The 21,214-nt window shown below is 51.4% G+C and carries 21 protein-coding genes; 11 read left to right on the forward strand and 10 right to left on the reverse strand.

Translation table 11 applies throughout. The annotated features are described in order from the left end of the window. Positions 1-15: 15 nt before the first annotated feature. Positions 16-861 (reverse strand): DUF72 domain-containing protein, encoded by an 846-nt coding sequence (locus tag ABEA66_RS04570; RefSeq protein WP_079911149.1) that lies wholly within the window; start codon positions 859-861, stop codon positions 16-18. Between the two features lie 57 nt (positions 862-918). Beyond that, positions 919-2,382 (reverse strand): cardiolipin synthase, encoded by a 1,464-nt coding sequence (gene cls, locus ABEA66_RS04575; protein WP_079911150.1) that lies wholly within the window; start codon positions 2,380-2,382, stop codon positions 919-921. A 222-nt stretch (positions 2,383-2,604) separates the two neighbouring features. Between cls and ABEA66_RS04580 the strand changes: the two genes are divergently transcribed. The 7 genes from ABEA66_RS04580 (at position 2,605) to ABEA66_RS04610 (ending at position 9,691) form a co-directional block, all read left to right on the forward strand. Next, positions 2,605-3,309, forward strand: coding sequence for a 3D domain-containing protein (locus ABEA66_RS04580; protein ID WP_345586485.1), 705 nt, complete (start codon positions 2,605-2,607; stop codon positions 3,307-3,309). 103 nt (positions 3,310-3,412) lie between these two features. Next, on the forward strand, positions 3,413-3,982 hold the full coding sequence (locus ABEA66_RS04585) for a CatB-related O-acetyltransferase (RefSeq protein ID WP_345586487.1): 570 nt from the start codon (positions 3,413-3,415) through the stop codon (positions 3,980-3,982). 286 nt (positions 3,983-4,268) lie between these two features. Next, on the forward strand, positions 4,269-5,921 hold the full coding sequence (locus ABEA66_RS04590) for a glutamine--tRNA ligase/YqeY domain fusion protein (RefSeq protein WP_345586489.1): 1,653 nt from the start codon (positions 4,269-4,271) through the stop codon (positions 5,919-5,921). A 170-nt stretch (positions 5,922-6,091) separates the two neighbouring features. Next, positions 6,092-6,562 carry a PepSY-associated TM helix domain-containing protein gene (locus ABEA66_RS04595; protein ID WP_345586491.1) on the forward strand — a complete coding sequence of 157 codons (471 nt, stop codon included), beginning with the start codon at positions 6,092-6,094 and terminating at the stop codon, positions 6,560-6,562. Between the two features lie 145 nt (positions 6,563-6,707). Further along, positions 6,708-8,441 (forward strand): 5'-nucleotidase C-terminal domain-containing protein, encoded by a 1,734-nt coding sequence (locus tag ABEA66_RS04600; RefSeq protein ID WP_345586493.1) that lies wholly within the window; start codon positions 6,708-6,710, stop codon positions 8,439-8,441. Positions 8,442-8,542: 101 nt separating this feature from the next. Further along, positions 8,543-8,977, forward strand: coding sequence for a MarR family winged helix-turn-helix transcriptional regulator (locus tag ABEA66_RS04605; protein ID WP_345586495.1), 435 nt, complete (start codon positions 8,543-8,545; stop codon positions 8,975-8,977). 381 nt (positions 8,978-9,358) lie between these two features. Next, positions 9,359-9,691, forward strand: coding sequence for a carboxymuconolactone decarboxylase family protein (locus tag ABEA66_RS04610; protein WP_345586497.1), 333 nt, complete (start codon positions 9,359-9,361; stop codon positions 9,689-9,691). 106 nt (positions 9,692-9,797) lie between these two features. Here ABEA66_RS04610 and ABEA66_RS04615 read toward each other — a convergent pair whose 3' ends face one another. Both ABEA66_RS04615 and ABEA66_RS04620 read right to left on the reverse strand, forming a co-directional pair. After that, complete coding sequence (locus tag ABEA66_RS04615; protein WP_345586499.1) at positions 9,798-10,196, reverse strand: hypothetical protein; 399 nt, start codon at positions 10,194-10,196, stop codon at positions 9,798-9,800. 4 nt (positions 10,197-10,200) lie between these two features. Then, on the reverse strand, positions 10,201-10,788 hold the full coding sequence (locus ABEA66_RS04620; RefSeq protein ID WP_345586500.1) for an NAD(P)H-dependent oxidoreductase: 588 nt from the start codon (positions 10,786-10,788) through the stop codon (positions 10,201-10,203). 125 nt (positions 10,789-10,913) lie between these two features. On the opposite strand from ABEA66_RS04620, the gene ABEA66_RS04625 reads away from it, so the two are divergent. Beyond that, a complete protein-coding gene (locus tag ABEA66_RS04625; RefSeq protein WP_079911159.1) occupies positions 10,914-11,552 on the forward strand; it encodes an HlyD family secretion protein in 639 nt (212 codons plus the stop codon). A 12-nt stretch (positions 11,553-11,564) separates the two neighbouring features. Continuing rightward, entirely contained in the window at positions 11,565-13,091 is a 1,527-nt protein-coding gene (locus ABEA66_RS04630; protein WP_079911160.1) for a DHA2 family efflux MFS transporter permease subunit, read from the forward strand. Positions 13,092-13,222: 131 nt separating this feature from the next. Here ABEA66_RS04630 and ABEA66_RS04635 read toward each other — a convergent pair whose 3' ends face one another. Both ABEA66_RS04635 and ABEA66_RS04640 read right to left on the reverse strand, forming a co-directional pair. Beyond that, entirely contained in the window at positions 13,223-14,332 is a 1,110-nt protein-coding gene (locus ABEA66_RS04635) for an ABC transporter permease (RefSeq protein ID WP_345586631.1), read from the reverse strand. A gap of 2 nt (positions 14,333-14,334) precedes the next feature. After that, entirely contained in the window at positions 14,335-15,324 is a 990-nt protein-coding gene (locus tag ABEA66_RS04640) for an ABC transporter ATP-binding protein (protein WP_345586501.1), read from the reverse strand. A 75-nt stretch (positions 15,325-15,399) separates the two neighbouring features. On the opposite strand from ABEA66_RS04640, the gene ABEA66_RS04645 reads away from it, so the two are divergent. Then, on the forward strand, positions 15,400-15,546 hold the full coding sequence (locus tag ABEA66_RS04645) for a hypothetical protein (protein ID WP_179136034.1): 147 nt from the start codon (positions 15,400-15,402) through the stop codon (positions 15,544-15,546). 100 nt (positions 15,547-15,646) lie between these two features. Then, positions 15,647-16,189, forward strand: a complete 543-nt coding sequence (locus ABEA66_RS04650; protein WP_079911162.1) for a helix-turn-helix domain-containing protein — start codon at positions 15,647-15,649, stop codon at positions 16,187-16,189. Positions 16,190-16,258: 69 nt separating this feature from the next. Here the strand turns inward: ABEA66_RS04650 and ABEA66_RS04655 are convergent, their stop codons facing one another. The 4 genes from ABEA66_RS04655 to ABEA66_RS04670 form a co-directional block, all read right to left on the reverse strand. Beyond that, positions 16,259-17,431, reverse strand: a complete 1,173-nt coding sequence (locus tag ABEA66_RS04655; protein WP_079911163.1) for a response regulator transcription factor — start codon at positions 17,429-17,431, stop codon at positions 16,259-16,261. After that, positions 17,409-19,256, reverse strand: a complete 1,848-nt coding sequence (locus ABEA66_RS04660) for a cache domain-containing sensor histidine kinase (protein WP_345586505.1) — start codon at positions 19,254-19,256, stop codon at positions 17,409-17,411. Before ABEA66_RS04660 ends, ABEA66_RS04655 begins: the two co-directional genes overlap by 23 nt. 100 nt (positions 19,257-19,356) lie before the next feature. Then, positions 19,357-20,154, reverse strand: a complete 798-nt coding sequence (locus ABEA66_RS04665) for a carbohydrate ABC transporter permease (RefSeq protein WP_225948250.1) — start codon at positions 20,152-20,154, stop codon at positions 19,357-19,359. 103 nt (positions 20,155-20,257) lie between these two features. Beyond that, complete coding sequence (locus tag ABEA66_RS04670) at positions 20,258-21,148, reverse strand: carbohydrate ABC transporter permease (protein ID WP_345586507.1); 891 nt, start codon at positions 21,146-21,148, stop codon at positions 20,258-20,260. Between the last annotated feature and the right edge of the window lie 66 nt (positions 21,149-21,214).

Here is a 21,214-nt window from a genome sequence, read left to right on the forward strand (position 1 = left end):
CTACAACACTCCTGTTCAAAATAAGTCCAGCTGCTTCGGGGCGTTCTCCTTCGGCTGCATCCCCAGCAGCTCCATCAATTGCTTGGCATTGGCCGCCGCGTCACCGCCGGAATTGTTGTTAAAGATGACGCATAGCTCATCGGTCTTTTCCTGAAGCCGTTCCAGATGCTGCTTCCATTCCATCAGCTCATCCCGGGAATAGCGGTACAGGTAGCGGACATCCCTCCAATTCGGGGCGCTTGCCTGACTCCAGCCCTCTTGATTCCGCCCGTGCATTCGAACCATCGTCATGGAGCGGACCGTGGGATGGAGAACCGCAGGCACCGAACCCAAGCCCGCCTGAGGCTCGTCACAGATGCTGTGCATCCATCCTTCCTTTTCCATAAACGACAGCGTCTTGTCCCTCATTTCGGGGGTAAACCAGCTCTGATGCCGAAACTCCAGCGCAACGGGAATGGGGCCCATGCGTTCTTTGGCCTCCCGCAGCTTCTGCACATGGGCTCTCGTGCAATCAAACCACGGAGGGTATTGGAACAAGACCGTCTTCAGCTTCCCTGCGGCCTGCACAGGTCCTATCGATCGGATGAAGGCCTCGAACATCGCGGCTTCGTCGTCGAAGGGAATTTTCCCCCGCGAATGTCCAGTCATGCCTTGATAGGCTTTAATGATAAATCCGAAATCATCCGGAGTATCATGTACCCATTTCTCATATGTCGTTTCCGCCTGAACGGCATAAAACGAGCTGTCCACCTCTACAATGGGAAAATGGCGGCTGTATACCTTTAATTTATCCCGGCCCGGGGTTCCTTCCCCATACAAATCATCATGATCGCCCCAACCGGCAAGTCCGATATGTATCATAGGCACCTCACTATTCTTGCAGCTCCTATTGTATACTGGAATCCATTTCCTTTTCAATTATAAAATAGGAGAGATCAATCTCGCCATCGATTCCGCAGCACGGGTCAGAAGCGGCCTTTTGTTGTAGCTATCCCAGGTCAGCAGCTGGCAGTAACGAATATCCTGCTCGAAAATATGCTCAAGACGGGAAGCCACCTTGGGATCGAATAAAAAGGCATTGATTTCAAAATTCAACTCCAGACTGCGGCGGTCCATATTGGCTGTACCCACGGATGCCGCCTGACCGTCGACCACCATCGTCTTCGCGTGCAAAAAGCCCTTGTCATACAAGTAACAGCTTGCCCCTGCACGAAGCAGCTCCACCAAATAGGCGTAGGAAGCCAGATGAACCAGAGGATGATCGCCCTTGAAGGGGATCATGATGCGAACGTCTATCCCGGACAGCGTCGCTATTTTCAATGCGTTCAGCACGCTATCGTCGGGAATGAAATAAGGCGTTTGAATATAGATTCTCTTCTGGGCCTCGAAGATAAATTTGATGAAGCCGTTCTTGATCCGCTGCGTCTCCGAGCTCGGGCCGCTGGTAATAACTTGTACCGCCGTTTGCGCCGTATCCCGCATCGCCGGGAAGAATGCAGGGTCAGCCATCGGGCTTTCACTGGAGGCGGCAACGCCCCAATCCAGCAAAAATTGGACCTGCAGCCGATGCACCGCATCGCCCCGCAGCATCAAATGCGTATCCCGCCAATAACCGACACGCTTGTCCATCCCCAAATATTCATCCCCGATATTAAAGCCCCCGACAAACCCGACCCGCCCGTCAATGACTACGATCTTTCGATGATTACGGTAGTTGAGGCGGAAGTTCAAATAAGGGATTTTGGACGGAAAGAAGGGAAGCGCCTCTCCGCCTGCGGCCAGCAAGTCCGTGAACATTCTTTTCCTGACCCCAAGGGACCCGATATGGTCATACAAGAGACGCACCTTAACGCCCTCTTGCGCTTTTCGCGTCAGAGCCTCGATAAGCCTGCTGCCGGTCTCGTCGTTGCCGATTTTATAATAAAGCAAATGAACGTGGTGCTCGGCACGGCTAATCTCCTTAAGCAGCGCTTCGAATTTCTCCACCCCGTCGATAAAGATCGTGACTTCATTGTTCTGAGTCAAAGGGGAGTAGCCGCTGATCAGGTTCATATAAATCAACCGCTGGTAGTCCCGAACCGAAGGATCGTGATATGCGAACGTATTGTTATGCAGGCTCTGGGCCTGCCCCTTCATCTCCTCCCGGACCCGCCTCTCCAAACGCGGACGGTTGCGGTACACCTTCTGTCTGGCCAGGTTTTGGCCAAGAAAAATATACAGAAGGAAACCGACCACCGGCAGAAGCAGCAGCACCATAAGCCAGGCCCAGGTAACCCCTACATTACGCCTTTCCAAAAAAATAATGGCCGCCGCAAACAGCAGGTTGATGACGGGAATCCAATCATTCAGCGTCTTCCATATATGTATCGTCCAAAAATCCATGATTCCCCACCTCAAACAACGATTCTAACCCAACATTTACTAATACCATACACCATCAATGAAAATATGCAAATCTTTCATTCTATAAAAAATCGTAAATCCGTCTGATAGCCCAAGTATCCCCTCCTGCTCCCGGCACAGGTATAGAATCTAGCAAAATCGGCAAATCTAGCTACTAGCAATCGATTCTATCATTTGTGCTATCGAAGGAGGAAAAGAACCATGTATCGTAAAAGCTTGAGCATTATGCTGTTACTTCCTGCATTGCTGCTATCCAACCTGACCTTGGCCGCCCATGTATATGCCTATCATGTATTAGACGATGGAACGGATTTGCTCGAGGCCTATTCCGACCCCTACTATTATTCTTTGGCTCCTGAACCTTTGCTCGGGCATCAGCCTGCCGATGAAGAGCCTTCGGCGCCAGAGCCTGTCTATTATCAGGTAAACTCCGGCGATACGTTGTATAAAATTGCAAGTATGTTCGGCATTTCCATAGAATCCCTTATGGTTGAAAATAATATTAACGACCCGCGCCTTCTCTCCATTGGCCAGCAGCTGCAGATCCCTTCTGCGGAATCCGTCCTCCCGCTTTCCGACGGTCAGCAAAAGGTTATCAAAAAAGTGCTAAGCTCGACGCTTACCGCATACACGGCCGGCAAAGAATCTACGGGAAAGGAGCCTACGAGCCCCGCCTACGGCATTACCTACAGCGGAAGCAAGGCGGAGGAGGGCCGGACTATTGCCGTAGACCCTGCCGTCATTCCTATCGGCTCTACCGTATTCATTGACGGCATCGGCATCCGCACAGCGGAAGATACCGGCTCTGCCGTCCGGGGCGCGCGAATCGACGTGTTCATGAACGATTTGGATGAGGCTATTAACTTCGGCGTGAAAAAAAATGTAAAGGTCTACGTGCTGTCTTAAAAAAGCAATAAGTTCCCCCCTCCCTGTACTCCTGTACGATGCGTCAGGACATGCTCGTGAATATACTGCATGGATACCTCAATATTCGAGGAGCGTGAGCACCATGAGTATACATTCACTGCAGCAGACATTCCCTCGAAGAGCGGAAGGGAGCAAAATATTTATTGGGGAATTTACTTACGGCTACCCGGAAGTTCTATCCTGGGGGGAGAACAGCATTCTGACCATCGGAAAGTTCTGTTCTATTGCCGATAGAGTATCCATCTTTCTCGGAGGAGAGCACCGCCCGGACTGGGTGACTACGTATCCTTTCAATGCCCTGATCCCAAGTTTCAGCTATATCCAGGGCCATCCGAAGACAAAAGGGAATGTGGTGATCGGCAATGACGTCTGGCTTGGGTCTGGAGCTACGATTATGTCAGGCGTGCAGATTGGTGACGGTGCCGTCATCGGGGCCCGTGCCGTTGTTACCAAGTATGTTCCTCCGTACGCTGTCGTAGCCGGTAACCCCGGCAAAATTATTAAATACCGCTTCGATGACGAGACCATTCGCCGCTTGCTTCAAGTGCAATGGTGGAACTGGCCTCTGGACCGGATCGAAAGAGCGATCCCCTTCCTGCTGTCCACGGATATCCAGCTGTTTCTAGCGTATTGTGAAGCGCAAATTTTGTAAGAACGCTTTTCGCGGGACGACCGAAAAATCCCTCCATCCGGCTTGCTTTCGCCTGGATTCGGAGGGATTTTCGTTCCTATTGACATATGCCTGCCAGCTGCAGCGTTTGCTCCCGTCACGCGGGGTCTCAAAAGCAAGGCTGTTAGGCTGCCGAAGGGAGCCTGTTTTCCCCGGAAACTGCCAAACTCCCAAAAAAGTCATAGTTTTAGAGGAAGGACCATTATATTTCAACCCGATTTTGTGTATTATATTAAGATAAACTATTACGTAAGAAAGGTTGATTCTGTTGGAGAACCCGTCTGCATCATCCAATTTTATTAAAAACATCGTTATGGAAGACTTGAAATCCGGCAAAGTCGACTACATATTAACCCGTTTCCCGCCTGAACCGAACGGTTATTTGCACATCGGACATGCCAAATCCATCTGCCTTAACTTTGAGCTCGCCGACGAGTTCAACGGCAAGACTAACCTGCGCTTTGACGATACGAACCCGGTTAAGGAAGATACCGAATATGTCGAAGCCATCAAAGAGGATGTGGCCTGGCTCGGTTTTGAATGGGACGGCTTGTTCTTTGCCTCGAACTATTTTGAAGAAATGTATAACCGTGCGGTGCTGCTGATCAAGAAGGGTCTCGCCTTCGTCGATGACCAGTCCGCCGATGAAATCCGCAATACCCGGGGTACTTTGACGCAGCCTGGACAAAACAGCCCGCATCGCGACAGAACCGTTGAGGAGAACCTCGATTTGTTCGAAAGGATGCGCAAGGGTGAATTCAAGGACGGCGAGAAGGTGCTGCGTGCCAAAATCGACATGAGCTCGCCGAATATTAACCTGCGCGACCCGGTTATTTACCGTATCGCTCACGTGACTCATCATAATACCGGCGACAAATGGTGCATTTATCCGATGTATGCCTTTGCCCACCCGCTAGAGGACGCGATTGAGGGCGTAACCCACTCTATCTGTACATTGGAGTTTGAGGATCAACGCCCGTTCTACGATTGGGTTGTATCCGAGTGCGAGATGGAGCACCAGCCGAAGCAATATGAATTTGCCCGGCTGAACATCACCAACACGGTGATGAGCAAGCGGTTCTTGAAGCAGCTCGTGGACGAGAACATCGTTGACGGCTGGGATGATCCGCGCATGCCGACGATCAGCGGACTACGCCGCAAGGGCTACACACCGGAATCGATCCGCAATTTCGTTCGGGAAACCGGCGTAGCCAAAAGCTACAGCGTCGCTGATGAGCGCATGCTGGAATATTTCATCCGCGAGGATTTGAAGCTTAAGGCGCCTCGCACGATGGCGGTTCTGCGCCCTTTGAAGGTTGTCATCACGAACTATCCGGAAGATCAAGTGGAAATGCTGGACGCGGAGATCAATCCGGAAAATCCGGACATGGGCGTTCGCCAAATTCCGTTCTCCCGTGAAATTTACATTGAGCAGGACGACTTCATGGAGAACCCGCCGAACAAATATTTCCGGCTGTTCCCCGGCAATGAAGTGCGTCTGAAGAATGCTTATTTCATCAAATGCAACGACTTCATTAAGGATGCGGAAGGGAATGTGGTCGAAATTCACTGCACGTACGATCCGGAGACGAAGAGCGGCAGCGGCTTTACCGGACGTAAGGTGAAGGGAACGATCCACTGGGTCGATGCCAAGCATGCCCTGCCTGCCGAATTCCATTTGTTCGAGCCGCTCATCCTCGATGAGGAAAAAGGCGACAGTGACAATTTCATGGAGCATATCAATCCGAATTCACTGGAGATCGTCCATGGCTTCGTAGAGCCGAACATGAAAGAGGCTCAGCCTCAGGACAAGTTCCAGCTCTTCCGCCACGGCTACTTTAATATTGATCCGAAGCTGACCAAGGGCGATAAGCTGGTCTATAACCGAATCGTCTCCCTTAAAAGCTCCTTCGAGCTGTAAGGAACGATCCCCATATTCATCCGAAGCAGTTCCGGCGTTGACGCGCTGGGGCTGCTTTTTTGGCTTTCAGGAGACTTTCAGTTGCACTTCAGTCGCTTTTCATAAAACCGTTTTATACTTGCTATCAGATCAGCAAACGAAAACATTATGATAGAAAAGGTGAAATTCTTATGAAGCGCACACGTCAACTGCATTTATGGATTGGATTGATCTGTTCTATTTTTATTTTGATTGAATCCGTCACGGGATTATTGCTATCGGAACGATGGCTGGTCGGATCGGGCGGCATGGACATGAAGCCTCCTCAAGCCATTACCCAATCGGCAGCAGCAGGACAAGATTCAGGAGCATCCGATCAAGCATCCGCCAATACGGGACGAGCTTTAGCCAACCGTCCAGACGGAGCCTCCGATACGGCTAATCGGCAAGCCTTTAAAGGCGGCGACCGCGGCGGGGAAGCCGGCGGCGTTATGGGGGTTATTAGAGGCCTCCACGAAGGCAGAATCGGCCAAACCGATGTGAAATGGCTCGTCGATTTGACGGCCGTCGGCATGATCGTCCTTACTGTAACCGGGATTACGCTGTCTATTAAGACCCTCCGGGCTCAAAGCATCAGCCGCAGAAAAAAGCAGCAGGCTTAGGCTTGAATAATGTCTGACCACGCTCTAAGGCGTGGTTTTTATTTGCCCAAATTTACCATAAATTAACACACAGTTGTTCATCCTTTAACATTCGGCTGATACAATGCGGTGGACAAATTAAATAGGTAACCTAAGGAGGGCAAGTATGAAGAAAAGAACAGCATGGCTTTCTGTAATGCTGACATTATTCATCGCCGCATCCACGGCGGTCCCTGCATCCGCTGCTGACGCAACGAGCGGGGCGGCAACGATCACCATCCTCCACACGAACGACATCCACAGCCGGGTTGAAGAAAGCAAGGAGGGCATCGGCTACGCCAAGCTGTCGACCTTGATCAAGCAGCAGAAGGCGGCTAATCCGAACACGCTGGTTCTGGATGCCGGGGACACGTTCCACGGGCAGACTATCGCTAATCTGGAGCGCGGCGAGAGCATCGTCAAAATCATGAACAGCATCGGCTTTGATGCCATGGAGCCCGGCAACCATGATTTCAACTACGGAAGCAGCCGGCTTGTCGAGCTGAGCGGCAAAGCTCAATTCCCGATTCTTTCGGCCAATGTGAAGAAGGCTGACGGAACCCGCCTGCTCAAGCCTTATATTATCAAGGACGTTGCCGGAGTAAAGGTGGGCATCTTTGGCCTTACGACCCCGGAAACGGCATACAAGACCCACCCCAATAATGTGAAAGGCCTTACGTTCGCCGACCCGGTAGCTGAAGCCAAAGCGATGGTTAACGAGCTCAAGGGGAAGGCCGATATCATCATTGCTTTAGCGCATCTGGGAATCGATAAATCAAGCGCGGATACGAGCACCAAGGTAGCTGAGCAGGTCCCCGGTATTGATGTCATTATCGACGGGCACAGTCATTCCACGCTGGAGCACGGGATAACCGTCGGAAATACCCTCATAGCCCAGACTGGGGAATATAGTAAAAATATCGGCAAGGTCGATCTCCAGCTGGACGGCAAAACCATCAAAAGCAAAACGGCAAGCCTTATTACCAAGCCTGCAACCGAAAGCGTGGAAGCCGATCCTGCGGTCCTGAGCATAATCGATGAGATCAAGAAGAGCCAAGACAGCATATTATCCCAAGTGGTAGGCTCTTCAGCGATGAAGCTTGTCGGAGAGCGCGAGGTGGTTCGTGTCGGCGAATCCAATCTGGGCCATCTGATTACGGACGCCATGCTGGATGAGACCGGGGCGGATGTCGCTCTGACCAACGGAGGCGGCATTCGCGCATCCATCGAGGCCGGTCAAATCACCAAAGGTCAGATCATTACGGTGCTTCCGTTTGGCAATTACATTCAGACTAAAAAGGTCAAGGGCTCTGATATCGTAGCGGCCCTCGAGCTGGGGGTTTCCTCCTATCCTGAGCCTCTCGGCGGATTCCCGCATGTCGGAGGGGTTACGTTCACGCTTGACGCCGGCAAGCCCTCCGGCCAGCGCGTAAGCGATGTATTGGTCAAGGGACAGCCGATCGAGCCAGACAAGGTCTACGTTCTGGCCACGAATGATTTTATGGCGGCCGGCGGCGACCAATATACGATGTTCAAGGATTATCCGATAGCTAACGACTTCTCCTCACTTGAGGAATCGGTCATCGCTTACCTGCAAAAAATAGGCTCCGTGCAGCCGAGCGCCGATAGCCGCATGAAGGTCATATCTTCCGCTTCGGAGCCCCAGCCGGCTCCGGTTAAACCTGCTGCGCCTGCAGAAGCTCAAGCCTCCTCGGGGGTATATATCGTACAATCCGGAGATTCCTTATGGACTATTGCCCGTCGGTATGGAACCCAATGGGAAAAGCTGCAGGAATGGAATCAGCTTGCCGATCCCAATCTGATTTTCCCCGGACAAACAATTGTCGTGCCGGCCAGCTAATATGACATAGGATTGGCATTGTGTTCGTTCCATTGTACACTGAAGATACGGCAGCCCCCGGCTTACGCCAGGCTGATACAATCTGATGAATGAGGTAGGACATGGAACAACAAATGTCGTCTTTGCTTGGCTTTTGGATGAAGCGGGCTTACCGGGATATTTGCAATTATTTGGACAGCCGCCTGGAATCGTACGGGGTCACCAATTCCCAGCTGGGTGTACTGATGATGCTTTGGGAGCAGGACGGGCTGACGCAGACCGATATTCAAAAAATGCTCGGCATCCAGCCCGCTTCTATGACTCATTTGATTAAAGGGCTGGAGAACAAGCAGCTCGTCACCCGCAGCGGAGACCCTAACGATTCTCGGGTCAAGCGATTATATATCACGCCGCAAGGAAAGGCATTGGAGAAGCCTTGCATGGCCATAGTCATAGAGGGCGAGGAGAAAATGCGCGGCGGCTTTTCCCCGGACGAGATTAAGATCCTGAGAGCCTGGATTCAGAGAATGATGGGCAATCTGAATGAAGGGAAATAACCCGTTTAAAGTTGGGCCCATGACTTCGAAGCAGATGTAGCGGTGCTTTCTGCGGGGAGAACCAAAATTATAATACTTTATCATGTGCACAAAGAACTCCCTTGAACGGGGGTTCTTTTATTTAGATATCGAAGTTTGTTTTTTCTTGTTATTATTCTTTTTTCAAACAACTGGGGCAGGTTGATAGTTCCCGATGGATGTCCTGATAGCCCTGAATTAATCTATATTAATCGTGATTTTATTTAATTATATAAATTCCTTGCTACATATGCACTCGGAACTATTTTGGAAATTTACGTATTTCCTTCTTGAAAAACCTTCCATTTTGGTTTATTATTCACTTAGATATCTAAATATATTTTCGAATGGAGGTTGTTTCCATTGCCTGATGACGTTTTATACCGCAAATCGTATTTAGGCCGCATTTCAGAATTGAGACCGATGGCCTTACCGGCAGCGAACAGCTATTTTCAATACGAAAAGGAAGCCTTCGCTTCCGGGCTCATCCCCCGTAAGACAAAGGAGCTTATTGCCGTAGCCGCCGCTCATATCACTGGCTGCCCTTATTGCATCGACGTGCATGTAGCCAAGTACAAAAAGCTGGGCGGCACGATGGAGGAGATCATGGAGGCCGTTATGGTCGCTTCCGCCGTCAATGCTGGAGCCGCTCTAGCCCATGCCGTCAATGCCCTGAATGCGTACGAGCAAAATTAACCTCAAAGACATCCCCAACCCGGCATGCTTCACTTCAACTATGGTCTATAGCCAAACAGGAAAGCCCGGCTCGAAGCTGAATGCTTCTACCGGGCTTATGTTGTTCCTAGTGATCCTGCTTGTTCAAAGATCTAAGCGCATCGCGAAATTGATTATCGCCTGTCGCCTTAGGCGGCAGATGCTGTTGATCCTCATCTTGCTCCTCTCCGCTCTCAAAGTTCCTAAGCGCCTGCCGATAGTCATAATCGCCCCGATTGCTTTGCTTTTGCACCTTGGGCTCCGACGGTAAAGATTCCGCTGCTGCGGGCACTTCCTTCACCGGCTCTCTTTCGGGTTCTGCAGGTGGCGCTGCGGAGGGTACGGCTGCAGGAGGAGCAACTTCCACTCTGGCAGGAGTTTCCATTTCGGCCTCCTTCTTTTTGCGGTTAGCCTCGACCTTCAAATTGTAAACAATGAGGAAGATAAGCCCGACAACGGCAATAATACCAAAAATGATATATTGCATAAGCTTACACCCTGTCGTGCTTCATCTTGGCGGTTATCGAAGCGACCCGTTTACCTAATGCCCGGCCAAGTGCAAGGTCTCGTTCCGAAGGCAGGTTCGGCGGATCATTACGTGACGCCTCTACCGGGCAGGTAACGCCGACTCCATAATAGGAGCCGTATAAGGCATTTTCAGGGATGTTGCCGGGAAGTCCCACAATGATCATTCCTTGATGCAGCATCGGAGTAATCAAGTTCAGCATCGTCGCTTCAATGCCGCCGTGAACCGTAGCGGTGGTGCAGAAGACAGCGCCGATTTTATCCATCAGCTTCCCTTGTGCCCAGAGATATCCCAATTGGTCGATCCACGTTTTCATGCCGGAGCTTATGGTTCCGAAATGCCCCGGACAGCCCCATATGATCGCATCCATATCAACTAACTCGCTCGTATCCGCATCGCTTACATGGCGAAGCTTGACCGTAGAGTGAGGATGGCTGTTAGCCCCTTCGTAGATGGAGCGTGCCAGCGCCTCCGTGTGCCCGTTCTCGCTATCATAAACCACAATGATTTTCATGGTTGCTCTGTCCTCCCTATCCTGTGCTTCTTCCTTCAATTTTCCCCATGAATCCGCAAAGTATGAGGCTGCTCATGAATTTCCAATCTCAGAAATCCATTGCATAAAGAAACAACCGTCAGGGGAAAATGTGTACAGAATATTGGAGTATGGAGGAATGTAAGATGAGCAAAGTAATTTTGGTTAATATTTTGGTTTTGATCCTCATTTTGGGTGGCGCCGGAGCGGCTATTTACTATTACAACCGTTCTATTAATTATGTAACGACTGATAACGCCAAATTCGAAGGCCAGGCTATAACGATTGCGGCCGTTGCTTCCGGTCAGCTTACGGATTGGAACGGTACGGTTGGCAAGGCTTATCGCTCCGGCGACCGTGTAGGCAGCATCCAGCCGGCAGCTGGCGCAGCCAAAGTTGATTTGACGTTCCCGATTGACGCCACTATTGTTCAGCAGACCGCCGTGCCCAACTCCTTCGTCTCGGCAGGCTCTCCGCTCGCCAGAGGATTTGACATGGCCCATCTGTACGTTACCGCTAATATCGAAGAAACAAAAATCAACAATATCAAGGTGGGGCAAACGGTGGACGTGTATGCAGACGCTTTTCCGGGAACCACCATCACCGGCCATGTGGAAAAAGTGGGATTAGCAACAGCGAGCTCCTTCTCCCTGCTGCCGTCCTCCAACAGCAACGCAAACTATACGAAGGTCACTCAAGTCATTCCTGTAACCATCACCTTGGACAGTTATAACGGACTCGCCATCGTTCCGGGCATGAACGTATCCGTACGAATTCATATTTAGCAGGGGGCCGTCATGGAAAACATTTCGATCGGCCGCACGCTAACCGTGTTAATGGCCGGGGCTTTCGTAGCCATCTTGAATCAAACCCTTATCAGTGTGGCTATCCCGCACATGATGAATGATTTCAACGTATCGGCCACAACGATCCAATGGTTGACCACCGCTTATATGCTGGTTAACGGAGTGCTTATCCCGATCACCGCGTTCCTGATTGAAACGTATGGAACCCGGGCCTTGTTTCTTTTTGCCATGGTGGCCTTCACAGTGGGAGCTCTCATCTGTGCCATAGCGCCCAGCTTCTCGATCATCCTCTTCGGCCGTATTATTCAAGCTATTGGGGCCGGTGTCCTAATGCCGCTGATCACCAACGTATTCCTGGCCGTCTTCCCTCCGGAAAAAAGGGGTGCGGCTATGGGAATGATGGGGATCGTTATGGTGTTCGCACCGGCTGTCGGGCCGACCTTGGCTGGATGGGTTGTGCAAAACTATACTTGGCGCATCCTGTTCTATGCTATGCTTCCGTTAGGGATACTGGATATTTTGCTGGCAACGAAATGGCTTAAAAATGTTACCAAGCTCTCCTACCCTCCGTTTGATTTGGCGGGAGCCATTTTCTCAACGATTGGCTTTGGAGCGCTGCTCTACGGCTTTAGTGAAGCCGGCAGCAAAGGCTGGACCAGCTTGCTGGTCGTATGCAGCTTTTTCATCGGAGGTATTTTCCTGCTGCTGTTCATTTGGCGGGAATTGACTACCGATCAGCCATTGCTGAACTTAAGCGTGTTTAAATACGATGTGTTTACGATGAGCACCATCATCGGGGCGGCCGTGAATATGGCTATGCTCGGAGCCATGATTTTGCTGCCGATTTACCTGCAAAATATTCGCGGCTTCACACCGCTTCAATCCGGCCTCTTGCTGCTCCCGGGAGCTTTGATTATGGGCGTCATGTCTCCCATATCCGGTGCGCTGTTCGACCGGATGGGGGCCCGGCCGCTGGCCATCGTCGGTCTGATTATTACGGCGATAACGACGCTGGAATTCAGCAGGCTGACGGATGACTCCACCTACGGTCACATCATGCTGCTGTATACCGTGCGGATGTTCGGCATGTCAATGATTATGATGACCGTTCAGACCGCCGGCTTGAACCAGCTTCCGCGGCAGCTCGGCAGCCATGGGACCGCGATGTCAAATACAACGCGTCAAGTCGCGGGCTCTATCGGTACCGCCCTGCTGGTTACCGTCATGTCGAGCCGTACCACCGTCCATTTGGGCAATTATTCGAATGAGCTGACAACAAGCAACCCCATCTTAATGGAAAATGTAACCCAGTTCGGGCAGCAGCTTGCCCTGGCCTCAGGCCAGGCCGTGGAAGCAGGGAGCACCTTGGCTATCCAAACGCTGTACTCCCTGGCGGCAACCCACTCCACCATCAGCGGGATCAATGACTCCTTTCTGGTGGCGACGCTGATCACGGTGATCGCCCTGTTCTTCTCCCTATTCCTTCGCCGGGCGAAGCATGCGGAACCAAAATCCTAAATAGCAGCTACGGGCCAACCGCTGTTTAGCAAATTCATGCTCATCAAGTTAACGAAACAAGACCAACCTGAAAGATCGGGTTGGTCTTGTTATATCCACTGTTCCTATGCGGCAGAATTTGATTCGCGTAATCAGTCCCAGCGGAATGTAAAACTGGCGACGATGAAGGCGACAATCGTCCAGCCGCCCAGCAAGGCGATTTGCGGCCACAGCTCGCCAAAGCCAGCTCCGATGTTCATCACTTGCCGGAACGCCGTCGACAGATGGGATATAGGAAGCAGCTTCACTACAGCCTGAAATCCCTCTGGCATCGAGTTGATCGGGAAGAAGACTCCGCCAAGGAACATAAGCGGAAAAGAAATCACACCGGCAATCGGACCGGCAGACTCCGGAGTCTTTGCTACTCCGGCAATAATAAAGCCAATAGCCATGAAGGTAAGAGTCCCGAGTACGACCAGTAGGATCAGCAGCCACCAAGATCCGTTAACCTGGGTGTCGAAGAACCAGCTGGCTATCAGAATCACGATGATAGCTTGAATACAGTTCAGCAGTAGCCGCGCTGTAATTTGACCCGCGATGAAGATAGGCGCTCGCAGCGTCGTGCTCTGCATTCTGCGAAGGATGCCGCGCTCACGCCATGAAGAGATTTGACCTGCTACACCGTTCAAGTTGTTAGACATGATCATCATCGCAACAATACCTGGCACAAGGAAATCGATATATTTCAAGTTAAGCGATCTTACGCCCTTTCCTTCAATCGTGACCGCCGGCTTATATTGCGTAATATTCTTGCTTACACCCTCAACGAGCTGCCCGATAACCGCAAGGCCTACATTGGCTCTGGCCGCATCGGTTTCATCGTAATATACATCGAGCTTGCCTGCTGCGGCCGATGAGGTAGAGTACGCAGCGATTTGATCGCCATATCCTTTCGGAATGATGATGACGAATTGCTTATCGCCCTTTTTAAGCTGATCGAGCGCTTGTGTTTCATCCGAGCTTATAACCGCGTTCAAGGGGGATACGGATTGTGCTTGCAGCGCGGCGATCATTGATTGAGACTGTGGTGTACTATCGTGATCGACGATGACGGTGTCTAGCGACACCCCTCCCCCTTTACCGATGAATGATCCAAGCATGATCATGAGAAGCAGCGGAAATAGCAATGTGAAGAACAGCATCTGGCGGTTGCGGGCGAAGATACGAAGCTGAGCGAGCGTCAGCTGGATATAAGCGGCTATATTCATTCCTCTCTCAAGCTCCTCCCTGTCATATGGATGAATACATCCTCCAATGTCGCCGTCCTTGTTTGCAGCTCTGAGTAAAATAAGCTCGCTTCGGCGGCCTTGCCAATGAAATCTATCAGTGAGTCTTGAAGATTATCGGTATAAAGAATAAACCCTTCTTTATGCGTGTCAACCTGCTTCACTTCCGCAACCGATTGGAGAAGCTGCACTATTCCTAAACGTTCTGCTTCCGGCAAGCTCTCATAGCTTGGCATGCGGAATTCAATGGCGCTGTCGGAATGAAGGCTGCGCACAAGCTGCTGCGGGGTATCCAGGGCGATTACCTTTCCCTGATCCATTAGGCAAATGCGATCACAGAGAACATGAGCCTCATCCATATAATGGGTGCTTAATACAATCGTCTTGCCCTGCTCCTTAAGCTTGAGAATAATGTCCCACAGCACTCGGCGCGCTTGCGGATCAAGACCCGTCGTCGGTTCATCCAGGAACACGACCTGAGGGTCATTAACGAGGGCGAGCGCTATCGCGAGACGCTGCTTCTGTCCTCCGGACAGATGCTTGACGCGGTCATTCATCTTCTCTTTCAAGATCATCGAATCGAGCAATGCATCTACCGGAAGCGATTTCGGATAGAAGCTGGCGTACATACGAACGATTTCTTTAACTTTCAGTAAATCGAACATTGACGTCGATTGCAGCTGAACGCCGATCACTTCCTTTACTTTCCGTAAGTCCTTCTGCGTATCATAGCCGGCTACTTTAGCAAAGCCTTGATCAGGACGCCGCAGGCCTTCAATCATCTCTATCGTTGTCGTCTTGCCGGCACCGTTCGGTCCGAGCAGCCCCAGTACTTCACCGCGCTTAACGGTAAAGCTGACACCGTTTACGGCAGTATGATCTCCGTATTTCTTTACAAGTCCATCGACAATAATAATTGCTTCGCTCACATCGTCATCAACTTGCATCGGCTCATTTATGTTTCTCATTATAACCTCCTCAGTTGTTCCTCCACTTCATTTTAGCATGTTATCGCGGGAAAGTTTCTTATAGATTGCTTGGATTTGTCCAAAACCGCTGCAAAAAAGCCGCAGCCTTCAGCCGCGGCTTCCGTTCTGCACACAGCTGCGCTGGCCAGCTCCCGGACGGTTCTCACGGCAGGGGCTTGGTCTGCAGGCAGATTCGGCAGCCGCGGCCGGTGGTCTGCATAGAGTGGCTCCCAGAAGCAGCCGCTGCTTTGCAAATCGCTCCCCGATTCGCTAAGATGATAGCAGCAGCAAGCACATTAAGGTGAAAAATGGGGATGGAAGCATGGAGATTGGAGCGACGATTCGGGCAATTCGCAAAAAAAGAGGGATCACCATAGGACAGCTATGTGAAGCGACAGGACTCTCGCAAGGATTTATGAGCCTCGTTGAGAACAACAAGACCTCTCCCTCGCTGGCCACCTTGGATTCCATTGCCGGCGTCCTGAAAGTCCCGCTAGCGTTTCTGCTGCTCAAGCAGGAGGAACGGATGAAAGTCGTCCGCAAGGAAGAACGCACCTTCAGCTTGTACAAGGATCAGCTGAAGGTGGAGCATCTGGGGGAGGAAGGCGGACTGCGCATGATTCTGATCGAGATCCCTCCGGGGCCGCCCATGACGGAAGAGCCTAGCGTTCACGAAGGTGTAGAGTGTCACCTCATCCTGAAAGGGACCCTGCTCGTAACCCAAGGCGAGGATGAGTTTGTTCTGGGCGAAGGAGATACCTTCACTTGGCAGGCCTGTGTGCCTCATAAAGTGGTCAATATCGGGGAGGACCAGGCCGTCATCCTGATCGCCAGCTACAATGAAAGCAGAGCGGGCCGTTCCTGACTGCAGGAAAGCCCGCAAAAATAAGCCACGGCTGCCCATCTTGGGAAAGCGGTGGCTTTTTGATTTAACTTAGGAGCCGCACTCGAATTGCTTGCGGTATTCCGTTGGGGTAAGGGTCAGCTTCTTGCGGAATACCTGGGTGAAATGCCGCATATCCTGATAGCCCACCCGCTCCGCTACGTCAGCGATTTTCAGATACGGATCCTGCAGCAGCTCCTTGGCTCTCTCCATCCGCAGCTGAATGACATATTCCTTATAGCCCTGCCCGATCTTTTGCTTGAATAACTGGCTGAAATATACCGGGTTGAGATAAACGACCGAGGCAACCTTCTCCAGGGACAAGTCGGCGCCATAATGCGTTCGGATATACTGCAAAGCGATATCAATCGGGCCTTCGCCGCCTTTCTCCAACGGCTTTGCCACCGGAGCCACGATGTGCAGCTTGAGCTTTTTCACCTCATCGGGAATGCGTTCGAATTCGGTTAGCCCTGCGCTGACGAACAAGTGAAAAGGAATTTTCAAGCATTGGTGCAGGTGGCTCTTCAGCTCGGCCCGGAAGGTCTCCAGACCAATCCCCGGACGCAGTGTCACCAAACCGAGCAGGCTATGGGTATCCAGGCTGACCACGAAGCCGTGGCCCTGATGTTCGATGAGCTCGGATAGCACATTATCTACGATAAAATGCTCCAGCTGAATGCGGTTGGTATGCTCAAGCCGTACCATAACCAAATGAAAATGTGAATGCTGCTCCATCATATCGGTCATGTCGAAGCGTCCAATGTCGAGACCCGAGGCCCAGCGTTGAAACACTGCTTCGCGCAAATATTTCAAATTGGATTTGAGAAGCTGCGTTTCTTTCGTCAAGCGGCTGTCCCTCTTCAGCTCGGCATCCAGCGCAGCTATAAGTCCGATCAGCTTTTCCTTGCCTATAGGCTTAATAAGGTAATCCCGCGCTCCGAGCCGGATCGCTTCTTGTGCGTAGGCAAACTCGGAATAGGCCGAGATCACAATCCATTTGACGTGGGGATGCCGGCGCCGGGACAGCTTCATAAGCTCCAGTCCGGTCATGCCGGGCATCAGGATATCGGTAAATACCGCATCCACCTGCTCGCTTTGCAGCACTTGAATGGCTTCCTCGGGAGAAGCCGCCAAAAGGATTCGATACTCGGGATATCCCGCCTGTATGGCGCGCCTGACCCCTTCGCGTATGATCTTCTCATCATCGACGACCAGAATATTCATGCAAGCTGCCCCCTTCTGCTTCCAAAGGCTTTATTAGAGGTATCGTAATCGTAACAACCGTTCCCTCTCCTTCGCGGCTGCGGATCGAGAGGCCGTAGGACTCCCCGAACATAAGCTGCAGGCGCTGATGTACATTGTGCAGCCCGATGCCCTGACGGCTCTTCACGGCTGTTTCTGCCGAGTCGGCGGGTTGCTGAGCAGCCTTCCGCGGGCCCTCGGCGAGCGACAGGTTGAGCCGTTCGAGAACAGGTCCTTCCATGCCAGGGCCGTTATCTTCAATATACACATGCAGAATAGATCCGGCTGCCTCGCCAAAAACCCGCAGCATCCCTGCCTCGTGCATAGGCTCCAAGCCATGCTTCACTGCGTTCTCGATGATCGGCTGCAGCGTCATCTTGGGCAGCCGGATCGCATGCCAGCTCTCGTCGATTCGGATATCCGTACGCAGCCTTCCCTCGAGCCGGGTCTCGATGATCGTCAAATAATGACCGATCTGCTCCAGCTCCTCACCTAAGGTCACGACCGAATTCTCCTCCCAATGGCTGCTGTAGCGGAACATGTGCGACAAGGAAAGGACGACCCTTCCCAGCCGGTCGTTCCCCTGCTCATCGAGCATCCAATAAATCATATCGAGCGTGTTGTACAGAAAATGAGGATTGACCTGAGACTGCAGAGCAAGCAGCTGAGCGTTCTTCTCGCTCTCGGACACTGCCCTGATGCGGTTGATCAGCTCTTCCATCCGGCCGACCATCTGATTGAACGAGGCTACCAGAATATTGATTTCTTCATAGGAATTGACGTTAAGCACTCCATGGAAATTCCCGCGTTCCACCTGCTTCATTTGATGAATGAGCCGTTTCAAGGGAGAAGCGAACGATTTGGAGACGAGTGTGGCCATGACCGTAGCAACGACCACGAGAATCGAGCCGACTATCAGCAAATAATGCTTCATCTGATCCAGCTCAACATTCAAGTCCTTGGAGGGGGTCAGGCTGATAAACTGCCAGTCCGCCAATGCGGGTCTCGACGCTACGACCAGAATGCCGGATTGCTCCTTTACGAGCACCTCATGCTCCTGAAGCGGATGGTCCTCGAGCGACTTGAGCAGCTTGGAATCAGCCTCTGAGGTGCCGCTTGAGCCCATCACCTTGCCGTCCTTGGATAGCATATACGCCTCGCTGTGCGCACCCAGGCTGAGGTTGGACAAGGCAGACACCACCTGGTCCGGCGTCATTTCCACAAACAGCACTCCGATAGGCTGATGCGTATGAAAATCGTATAAATGCCTGCCAAAGGCAAATACAGGGCGTTTCTCATTCTGATCAATCATGGACCGGTCCTTCACACCGAACCAGACCAGCTCCCCGGTCGAAGCCTCGACCTGCTTATACCAATCTGTTGCGGCAAAATTCGAATCTACCACGCTCATCATGCTGCCATAGCTGTAGACGGCGCCTTCGTTGGAGATCACGTGGATTCCGATAATATCCTCCCGCGAGTTGAAGAAGCCCCCTAATATATTAACGATCGTCCGTTCATTAATGGCTTTCACCGCGGGGTCCTTATGGCTGTCGTCCACAATCAGCCGCTGCAAATCCAGATTGCCCGCAATGGATTTGGACAGCATATTGTACCCTTGCAGCAGCAAATCAAACAGCTGCAGCGTCTGATACACGTTTTTTTCCGCAATTTCACTGAATTTATGATGAAATTGATCGGTCGAGCGCTTGTAATAGAGCCCGCTCACAACCAGAAGCAGGCTGAGCATGCAGATAAGAAAAAGGAAAAACAACCGGTTGTGGATCGAATGAAGCCCTCTCCGCACGAATGACGTCTCCTTTCGCTAAACTGCCTGCTTTTACTATACAACATCGCTTTGTGTTTGAGCAGATGCCCCCGTGCGGTACAAGGAAATTTTGTAATCTCTATCCTTTAACGGCTCCGGCGACCATTCCCTTCGTAATTTTCTCTGACAGGAGGAAATAGATGATGACAACCGGCACGGCCCCCATGACGAGGAAGGCTCCGATAGCTCCGTAGTTGGCCGAGTATTGGCTGACAAAGCTATAGACGCCGAAAGGCAGCGTTTTAAGCTTCTGGGACGAGATAAACGTAGCCGCCATAATGTACTCGTTCCAAACCGAGATAAACGTTAATATACAGACGGTCATGATAGGCGGTACGGAGATCGGCAAAATAATGCTGCGGAACAGCCGAAGGATACTTGCACCGTCCATAATGGCGGATTCCTCGATTTCCACCGGAATTGATCGCATGAAGCCGGACAGAACGAAGACGGCAATCGGCGTGGAGAAGGAAATGTACGGCAATATCAATGCCAAATACGTATTCAGAATGCCCAGGTGCTTAAAAATGATCATATTGGGCAGCAGCGTCGCTTGCAGCGGTATCATGATCCCGACGAGGAACACCAGCATCACTGCGTTCCCGTAACGGAACCGGAACCTTGTTATCGCATATGCGACCATCGAGCAGAGCACGATGACCGTCAGCATCGTTACCGATGTGACGAAAAAGCTGTTAAACAAATACCTCAGATAATTCCCCGAAACATAGGCGTCCTTAAAATTATGCCACTGGGGCGACTGCGGAAGCGAGAAGAAGCTGCCGCTTAATATTTCTTCATTGGTCTTCAGTGAATAGAGCAGCAGCCAGACAAGCGGATAAATCTGTGTGACGAACAGCACGGACAGCAGCACCATAACGAGACCTTTGCCTGCCGAAAACCGGCTTCGGCGGGCTTTCACGGTGCTCGGAACAGTGACTCTACCGGTTATGGAGCTCATTAGCGGGATCTCCTCTCGATTAAGCATACTTATTTTCCAGCCAGCGGAACACGGCATTCAACAGGACGGTCACGACCAGGCATTCTACGACGAGGAAGGACGCCAGAGCGCTTCCGTAGCCATATTTCATGGATAAAAAGGACATGTTGTACATATGGGTCGATATGACGTCTGTCGCGTGGCCCGGTCCTCCCGCGGTCATGACCATAATCAGGTCGAACGACTGCAAAGATCCAATGACGGAAAGAACTATCGATATTTTAAAAATCGGCAGCACCATAGGCAGCGTAATGTAACGGTCAGCAGTCAGCCCTTCAGCACCGTCGATACGAGCGGCCTCGTAAATGTCTGCCGAAATATTTTGTATCCCCGTAAACTGGATCAGCACATGGTAACCGAGATACTGCCATAAAGCTACGAAAAAAAGAGAGAAAATGGCGACCTTCGGGTCGGAAATCCATTCCCGGGTCCAATCCTTGAGGCCTGCCGAGATAAGAACCTGATTCAGCATACCGCCGAGCGATGCGGGATTATAGATCGTTTTCCACAGCTGCCCTATCACGACAACCGACAGGATAACGGGCAAAAAGTAGCTCGATACCCAGAAGTTCGGCTTGCGGACGAAACGGCTGATCAAGATGGCAATGAACAGCGCAATGGGAATCTCCGCCATCGAAAATAAAGCGAACAGCAGTGTTCTTCCGACAGAGGGCCAAAAAACCGGGTCCTGCGTAAACATCGTCTTGAAGTTGTCCAGACCGATAAACTCCGACGTGCCAATTCCATTCCAATCCAGCAAGCCGCTGTAAAAGGAGACGAGAATCGGAATAAAAACCAACAGCACATACAAGAGTAAGCAAGGGAGCACGAATAAAGCGATGGTCCATTTCGGAACCCTTAGTGCGTTCAACTGTAACATCCTCCTTGTCTAAGGATAAAGGGAACCGTCCAACTTCCCGGTTCCCTTCCCACCTAG

The sequence above is a fragment of the Paenibacillus vulneris genome (assembly GCF_039543185.1).
GTDB classification, from domain to species: domain Bacteria; phylum Bacillota; class Bacilli; order Paenibacillales; family NBRC-103111; genus Paenibacillus_S; species Paenibacillus_S vulneris.